This is a genomic window from Colwellia sp. 6M3 (assembly GCF_014077595.1).
Taxonomy (GTDB): domain Bacteria; phylum Pseudomonadota; class Gammaproteobacteria; order Enterobacterales; family Alteromonadaceae; genus Cognaticolwellia.
In genome coordinates this window covers 1-8,499 of record NZ_JACGWF010000125.1, presented here as the reverse complement: position 1 = coordinate 8,499, position 8,499 = coordinate 1, and the positions used below count along the sequence as shown (strand labels likewise).

Here is an 8,499-nt window from a genome sequence, read left to right as displayed (position 1 = left end):
ACATTATGATACGAAATCATTGATGGATTTAGAAATATAACCACTAGCTTTATTACAATATTAATTGCAATTTTTATGTGTAGATTCATATAAACACAGCATATTTTTCATGTTCTATTGACATATTTTTGTTTAATAAATTAATTTGATTACATTGAATAAATTAAAGCGTTTGCTAGCTTGAAACTAATCATTATAATTGTCGGTATACATAATTTATTGAGCTTTAAAATGAAAACCAAACGGGCGTTCAACACTAACTTACTCAGTGTTGTTTTTATTACGATGGCGTTACTTATATCTGCAACTGTTTTTGCTACAGCTGACGAGGCTAAAGTAAAAGTGAAAAACGTTTTTAGTCAGGTGGAAACCTCTCTAATTAAACTAAAAAAAGCGGATACGTTAACAAAAAATAATATCAGAGATGTGTTAAATCAGTATTTATTGCCTGAGGTTGATACGCGCTACTTTACTTATAAAGTGCTCAATAAAAACATGGCTAAGGTGCCAGATGATCTTAAAGCGTCTTTTATCGCTGAATTGTCTCAACAACTTATTAACACTTATAGTAATTTGTTAAATAAATACAATAATGAAGTGATTAATATCGGCCAAAGCACCTTGTCTAAAAGCGGTAAAATAGCCATGGTAGATATTACTATTGTAGGTAAGAATAAAACCAACAAAGCTGTTGTAAAACTATTACAGTCAGATGAGCTTAATTGGCTTTTCTTTGATATTGAAGTTGAAGGTATAAGCTTATTGCAAACAAAACAGGCAGAAATAAACGCCAGTTTTAATAAATTAGGGGTAGAAGGTACCTTATCTCACTTGCAAAAAATCAATCAAAAAGTGATTGAAGACTAGTCACTGATTTTATTGTATTTAAGCATATCGTGTTTACAACTAACCTAAGGTAATTATTATTTTTTATATTGATACCGTCATTGAATTTTTATTACAGCACAAATTCATACTAACATTATTATTTATTATTGCTTTTTATAGTTTTAAAGCGATTACGATAAAGGTAATAAAAAGAAAATCTAAGAAGAGTAAAAGATTAAAAATTAATATGGTAAATAATATATTTACTTTGTTAGTGATTGTTTTTATTTTTAATATTTGGTCGAGTGAAATTCAAAAGTTTGCTTTTTCAATCGCGGCATTTATTGTTGCTATCGTACTTGCAACCAGAGAATTTATTCAATGTTTTATCGGTTTTATCTATATTTTAACTAGTCGTCCATTTCGTATTGGTGATTGGATACAAGTGGGTAAATATTATGGTGAGGTTCATTCTAATGATTGGGCAAAACTCACACTGTTAGAGGTTAATAAGCACGATTATCAATACACAGGAAAAACCTTGTATGTGCCTAATAGTCAGTTAATTACTTCTGTTATCAAGAACCTGAACTTTTTAAAGCGCTACGCAATGCATCATTTCACGATAGTGCGCGATGATAGTGTGAACCCTTTTATTTTTCTTGATACATTGCATGAAAAAGCAAATTTGTATTGTATAGAATTTAAAGAGGTTGCGATTAGATATAACCAACTGATAGAAAATAGATTAGACATTAGTATTGCCGGGCCTGAGCCTCATATTCAGGTGTCAACATCTGAACTTGGTGATACTCAAATAGCGTTTTCAATTTTTTGTCCAACTGAAAAAGCATTAGGTATAGAACAAAAGCTTACTGCAGATTTTATGAAGTTATGGTTCGATAATAAAAAGGACTAGTGTTTACATTACTTGAAGTCATGCCAAATTTTAGTAGCCTGTAACAATATCTGTTATAGGCTCCTAACCCTTTATAAATAAGCTTATATTGCTCATGTCGTATTCCAAGCCAAGCATCTTTGTTAAGTATTTCAGACCAGTATTCGAAACTTTATTTGTTGCTTTTACAGATTTTCCTTTGCTTACTGTGCCTGAACTTACTCAATTCAAATAACTAAAGACAAAACCATTCGACTGAAAGTCTTTGCAGTTCAAGTGAAAACTTACCTTAAATTCGTATGATTATTAATATGGCTGAATTATAAAGTTAAATGGTAACGTTAAATAATTTGGCATGTGGAAATAAAAAGCCCCTGTAATAAAATATTACAGGGGCTTTTACTTACAGATTAGTTAACATATTACTGTGGTATTTAGTCGGCTTTTCGTTCACTTTTAACCAACTGTAGCGAGCCATCGATATGAATATCACGCTGAGGGAATGCAACCACAATGTCATTTTGTTCAAATAATTCCTCTAAACGAAATCTAACATTACTTTTTGCGACCCTTAAGCCTGTTTCTGCGCGCGAACTTATCCAGAATGTAACTTGAAACATTAATGAATTGTCGCCAAAGTCATCAAAAGTCACTAATGGCTTAGGTTCGGTAAGGGCTTCAGGTTGCTCAGTAGTCGCTTGCATAATTAATTCAGCTACTTTTTTTGCTGGTGAGCCATAAGCAACACCAACAGAAACTGAACATCGCACAAACTGGTCTACTAAGGTCCAATTCACAACCGTATTTTCTAGCAATTTACTGTTAGGTATAAGTAAATGAACACCATCTATGCGTTTAATGCGTGTTGAGCGGGTATTAATTTCTTCTACTAAACCTTTAGTATCTTCAACTTCTAAAAAATCACCAATGCGAATAGGGCGTTCCCACATTAATATCCAACCACTAATAAAGTTATTGATAATGTTTTGTGCACCAAAACCAAAACCAATGGCAATCGCGCCAGATAAAAACGCAAAGGCGGCAATCGGCACATTCATAAAGTCTAATATGCTGATAATAATAACCGCTATGGCTATAACGAATAAAATCCGTTCAATTAAATGAATGACATTTGGATCAGTTTTTTTCTTTCTTAAACGTTTACTGATTAACTTAATTAGCCATTTACTCAATAACAAACCAATGATAATGAGTAGGGGGATAAAAAGTATATCGCCTAATGTAACAGGTTGATCTGATACATTAATCACGTTAAAAGTCAGTAATGCTGTTATTTGTTCTACTATCTGTTCAAATGTCATATTATCGCCTCAATAAATGGTAATAAGTTAAGAACTTACAAATACTTTTGATGGGTCAACAAGAAACCTTTTACCTATAGCCTCTCTACCAAATAACATTAAGTAACTCATGTCTGAACGATCCGTTAACGTTATTTCGATCGACCAATTTATATCACCCAGTTGCACTGGCGTTAATATAACATAACGTTGTTCAGAGGTGCCATTTGAAGATTTAACTCTTCTGATGTCATGTATCGGCGCTTCACAAGAGATCATTTCATCAACATTGTAAACGTCTGGGTGTAAATCAAACCTCACCATTATTTTGCCATCTTTTTTAAATTTGACAATGTTGTCAACATGGAGCGAAGACGTTTTCGCTCCCGTGTCAACGCGCACCTGTATATCAGCTATTGCTAACTCAGGTAACGCTATTGTTTCTAAACGTCCAATAATCGCTTTTTGTTTTGTAGTCATATTACGTTACCTTTTTTTACATACTGCTTTGCGGTAATAAGTTATCTTGAGAGCTCTCTATTTGTTGCGAGATGTGTTTATCATCTTCTTCAAAGTAAGCAATATGGAACATAGCTTCACCTTCTTGTACCAAAGGGATATTTTGTTGACCAATTAATATACCGGCTCTGCTTGCCGTAACTACATCTAAAATGTCGCCATACGGGCTGCCTATTTCAGCTAAAACATCACCTTTTTTAATTTGGTCGCCCAACTTAACGCGGTGATTGACAATACCACTACCATTCGCTCGCAACCATTGACTGCTGTTAGCTACAAACGGCGCTATTACTTTTTTACGAGTAGTTGAAGCTTTACGCATACCTAAATGTTTTAACACGTTAGTAATGCCTTTCATGCCTGCACGAATTGAGTATTCGTCAAAACGTAGGGCTTCACCGGCTTCATAAAGTAGCACTTTGGTTTTATGTTTTACTGCTGCTTCTCTTAAAGAACCATCAATAATGTTTGAGTTTAATACCACAGGTACGCCAAATACCATGGCTAACTCTTTAGTATCTTCACAAGACAAATCAGCGCGAATTTGCGGTAAATTTGAACGATGAATTGCACCCGTATGTAAATCAATGCCGTAATCACAATGCTTAACAATTTCATTAAGAAAAATGTGTGCTATGCGACCCGCCAGCGAACCTTTTGCTGAGCCAGGAAAGCATCGATTAAGATCACGACGGTCAGGCATATAGCGACTTTGGTTTACTACACCATATACATTGACCATAGGCACCGCTATTAAGGTGCCATGAGTGATTTTAAACTTCTTCTCACTGATTAATCGACGAATAATTTCGATACCATTTAATTCGTCGCCATGCACCGCAGCACTAATAAAAATAGTAGGCCCCGGTTTTTTTGCACGAATAATGTGTACAGGCAAAGATACATTAGCGTCGGTATATAGCTTGGCGACAGGCAACTCTATTTTGCGCTGTTCGCCAGGTAATATTTCAAACTCGCCTATTTTTAAAATATCTTTCATTCAACTTATCCTTTACCGCGCGTTTTATTAGCATGTGGCTTAGCATTTTTTTCTAAAAATTCAAAAATCATACCGGCAATATTTTTGCCTGTTGCTTTTTCTATGCCTTCTAAACCTGGAGAAGAGTTAACTTCCATCACCATAGGACCATTCTGTGAACGCAATAAATCAACACCACACATGTTCAAGCCCATAGCTTTTGCCGCACTAATCGCTGTATCACGCTCTGCTTTTGACAATTTAACCACTTCAGCACTTCCGCCGCGATGCAAGTTTGAACGGAATTCACCTTCAGCACCTTGACGTTTCATGGCAGCAACAACTTTACCACCAATAACTAAACAACGTATGTCGGCACCGCCGGCTTCTTTGATAAACTCTTGTACGAGAATGTTAGCTTTTAAGCCCATAAACGCTTCAATAATTGCTTCTGCAGCTTTGGCCGTATCAGCTAAAACAACACCAATACCTTGCGTACCTTCTAATAATTTAATTACAACGGGTGCGCCACCGACGTTTTTAATTAAATCTTTAGCGTTATCTGGCTTGCTAGCAAAACCTGTACGCGGCATGCCAATCCCTTTACGTGACAATAATTGTAAAGAACGTAATTTATCGCGTGAACGACTGATTGCAACAGATTCATTAATGTTGAATGTGCCCATCATTTCAAATTGGCGAGCAACAGCAGTACCATAGAATGTAACAGAAGCACCAATACGCGGAATAATGGCATCGTACATAGGTAATTCTTTACCGTGATAACGCACTTTAGAATTACTGCTAGTAATGTCCATATAACAATGCAAAGTGTCAATTACATCAACTTCATGACCCATAGCTTCGCCTGCTTCTTTAAGACGCTTTGTAGAGTACAGATTTTTATTTCTTGATAAGATTGCAATTTTCATAGTGTTAATTCCGAATGTTTCACTTTTAAAAATAAAGTGAGGTAAATTTGTAAGTAAAGTGTATAGTCAAACTTTGAAATAATAAAACGCAATATTTTGGCTGGTTTAATCAAAAAAATTGATTAGAGAGGGTTTTTATGAAATTTGAATTATTAACGACATTTTTAGAAGTAAGTCGAACGTTACATTTTAGAGTCGCCTCTGAAAATCTTTTTATTACCCAATCAGCAGTGAGTGCAAGAATAAAGTTACTCGAAGATGACTTAGGTGTTCTCCTGTTCGACCGAAGTCATAAACATCTAAAATTAACCAGAGAAGGGCACAGGCTGATCAAGCACGCCAATGAATTACTCTTCATGTGGCAAAAAACCAAGCATGACGTCGGTGTAGCTGAGCATGATGCGATGCAACTGGCCATTGGCTCTATGAATTCTATTTGGGATATTGTTTTACAAGGTTGGTTGCAAAAAATTCACCGTAATTTAGACACCGTTAGTTTGTTTACCAGTACTTATTCGCCGATGGAGTTAAGAAAAAACGTTATTAATCGTACGGTTGATATTGCGTTTTTATTTGAGCCACCTTTTATTGAAGATTTGGTGACAGAGAAAGTATCAACGGTACCCTTGCACTTAGTAACCACAGATCCGGATCATGAAGATGGCATGAATGCTGAAGACTATATAATGGTAGATTATGGCGAGTCGGTAAACACTTTACACATGCGAGAATCTCAGAATGCACCACCGGCTAAACATTTTATGAGTCAACCACGTATTGCTTTAAACTACATTTTACAAGCAGGCGGCAGTGCACATTTACCTAGGCAAATGATATTTGAACACGTAGAAGCGCATAATTTATTTGTCGTTGAAAGTGCACCTGTTTATCATCGAGAAATCTTTGCTGTCTACTTAGCTAAAAGTCAAAAAACTGAAGTTATTAAACAAGTTATTGGTTTATTTCCGCAATTAGCGGTTTAGCAGGTTAAGTTGATTAGTTTTTTGACGAATAGTGCATATGTTGCTAGGTATTGACGTTAGCCTAGTTAACTAAGCGTTTAATTTACGACTGATTTTATTTTTATACTCACCTGAAAAAAAGTTTAAAACCATGCTTAAAGATATGCTCAAAGCCATGCATAAAGCCAAGTTTAAACAAGTAAAGAAGGTTAGCGACTTTAATTCACTAACCTTATTAAGTATGAGCAAACTTGTTGGAGAAAATTAGTGTGCTGAAACTAATGTAACTTCATTTTTGGTCGTACAACACGCAATATTTTTTCGCTGATCCACAAGGCAAGTGTTTTAGCCGTACCGTGAATGGCTTGCTGATGCATGCGATACAGTGATAAGTAAACAAATCTAGCTATTTTCCCTTCAACAAAGAAACTACTGCTTGTTAGGTTGCCCATCAAATTACCGACAGTGCTGTAACGTGAAAGATTCACTAAAGAGCCATGATCATTATAGATAAATTTACTTAGAGGTTGTTGTTTTAATGTAGCAATAAGATTTTTTTCAACACATTGCGCCATTTGATGAGCCGATTGAGCGCGTGGAGGTACTTGTTTTCCATCCGGTTGTGTAAAGGCACAACAATCACCTAATACGAATATACTGTCATCAACGCTACTCTGTAAAAATTGGTTTACTAGAATTTGATTACTTCGCGTTAATTCAAAAATATCTAACTCTTTTATAAAGTCTGGCGCTTTTACACCCGCAGCCCACAGCATAATATTGGCATTAATATTCTCGTCTTCATTAGTGATAAAACCAAACTCAGTGGCGGCTTTTACTTGAGTATTCTCTCGAACATTAACCCCTAACTTTAATAACTCACGTTTAGCACTCGTGGCAATTCTCTCAGGTAAAGCAGGTAGAATTCTTGGTCCAGCTTCAATTAAATGAATATGTAAGCGTTTGGCTGACATGTTCGTTAAGCCATATAACTTGAGTAACTCAGAAACATGATAAAGTTCAGCGGAAAGTTCTACACCAGTTGCGCCGCCTCCAACAATGGCAATATTAAGCGATTGTTGTTGATTATCATCTTGATGTAAACGAGTAAAACTGTCGAGCAAGGTATGCTGAAAACGCTCAGCTTGTTGATTTGAATCTAAAAAGTAACAGTGCTCTTTTATACCTGGAGTATTAAAGTCATTACTTACGCTACCGATGGCAATAACGAGATGATCATATTTTACCTTGCGTTCAGGTAAAATAATGTGATCGAGTTCATCATAAAGTGCTGCAAGTGTTATCGTTTTATTACTTTGGTCAATATTACAAAAAGTACCGAGTTGAAATCGGTAATAATGCTTAGCAGCGTGTGCAGAGTAAACAACACCATCTAAATCTGGGTCAATTGAGCCAGTGGCTACTTCATGAAGTAGTGGCTTCCAAATATGGGTGCGATTTTTGTCAATGAGTAAAATATCAGCGAGATTTTTTTTACCTAGCTTATGACCCAATTGTGTTGCCAATTCTAATCCGCCTGCACCTCCGCCAATAATGACGATTTTAGGTGTGGTATTACTCATAATTTTGTCCTAAAAATAAAATTTCAAAAACGATTAAATAAAAGAAAAGTCCTAAAGCCAAGGTTGTAAATACATCCTAAATTACCCAATAACTATACCATAAGAATTACTTTATCCAGCATCATCAATTATGATGAACTATGTAACCATGGAGACTAGTATTCTAAGGTGAAATAGATTGAAATTTTTATTTTTAATTACGTTCATGTATTTAATATTAAGTAGCTGGTGTTAATGTAATTAATTGAAAATAAAGATTAATTATTTAAAAATTGTACGTATATTTGACCTTAGTACATACAAAAATTTTATGACTGCAAATGAAAAGTATAAATTTTGATTGAGCGCATATTATAACCTTTTATTATAGCTCAAGTTTCGGGGTTCACTTTTAACCAATAAAAGTGAATTATCCCTCATTCTAAGGCTTCTTGCCGCAAAGTAAAATTATCCATTTGCATGACTTGCGTAAAAAAATCGACAACCGTCTGTTCAAT

8 protein-coding genes are annotated in these 8,499 nt (G+C 35.1%); 3 read left to right on the top strand and 5 right to left on the bottom strand.

What is annotated here, in order from left to right; all coding sequences use genetic code 11:
- Nucleotides 1–231 precede the first annotated feature (231 nt).
- Complete coding sequence (locus H4J50_RS17610; RefSeq protein ID WP_182257520.1) at nucleotides 232–867, top strand: phospholipid-binding protein MlaC; 636 nt, start codon at nucleotides 232–234, stop codon at nucleotides 865–867.
- A 208-nt stretch (nucleotides 868–1,075) separates the two neighbouring features.
- Nucleotides 1,076–1,747, top strand: a complete 672-nt coding sequence (locus H4J50_RS17605) for a mechanosensitive ion channel family protein (RefSeq protein ID WP_182257519.1) — start codon at nucleotides 1,076–1,078, stop codon at nucleotides 1,745–1,747.
- Between the two features lie 413 nt (nucleotides 1,748–2,160).
- Here H4J50_RS17605 and H4J50_RS17600 read toward each other — a convergent pair whose 3' ends face one another.
- From H4J50_RS17600 to rimK, 4 genes are read right to left on the bottom strand one after another with little or no spacing between them, the layout of a single operon-like run.
- Nucleotides 2,161–3,048 carry a mechanosensitive ion channel family protein gene (locus tag H4J50_RS17600; protein ID WP_182257518.1) on the bottom strand — a complete coding sequence of 296 codons (888 nt, stop codon included), beginning with the start codon at nucleotides 3,046–3,048 and terminating at the stop codon, nucleotides 2,161–2,163.
- A 27-nt stretch (nucleotides 3,049–3,075) separates the two neighbouring features.
- Nucleotides 3,076–3,507, bottom strand: coding sequence for an ATP-dependent zinc protease (locus H4J50_RS17595; protein ID WP_108455901.1), 432 nt, complete (start codon nucleotides 3,505–3,507; stop codon nucleotides 3,076–3,078).
- Between the two features lie 16 nt (nucleotides 3,508–3,523).
- Entirely contained in the window at nucleotides 3,524–4,546 is a 1,023-nt protein-coding gene (locus H4J50_RS17590; RefSeq protein ID WP_108455902.1) for a succinylglutamate desuccinylase/aspartoacylase family protein, read from the bottom strand.
- Nucleotides 4,547–4,551: 5 nt separating this feature from the next.
- Nucleotides 4,552–5,457 (bottom strand): 30S ribosomal protein S6--L-glutamate ligase, encoded by a 906-nt coding sequence (rimK, locus tag H4J50_RS17585; protein WP_108455903.1) that lies wholly within the window; start codon nucleotides 5,455–5,457, stop codon nucleotides 4,552–4,554.
- 137 nt (nucleotides 5,458–5,594) lie between these two features.
- On the opposite strand from rimK, the gene H4J50_RS17580 reads away from it, so the two are divergent.
- Nucleotides 5,595–6,440 carry a LysR family transcriptional regulator gene (locus H4J50_RS17580; RefSeq protein ID WP_108455904.1) on the top strand — a complete coding sequence of 282 codons (846 nt, stop codon included), beginning with the start codon at nucleotides 5,595–5,597 and terminating at the stop codon, nucleotides 6,438–6,440.
- A gap of 257 nt (nucleotides 6,441–6,697) precedes the next feature.
- On the opposite strand, the gene H4J50_RS17575 is transcribed toward H4J50_RS17580, so the two are convergent.
- Nucleotides 6,698–8,002 carry an NAD(P)/FAD-dependent oxidoreductase gene (locus H4J50_RS17575; RefSeq protein WP_182257517.1) on the bottom strand — a complete coding sequence of 435 codons (1,305 nt, stop codon included), beginning with the start codon at nucleotides 8,000–8,002 and terminating at the stop codon, nucleotides 6,698–6,700.
- Nucleotides 8,003–8,499 lie beyond the last annotated feature (497 nt).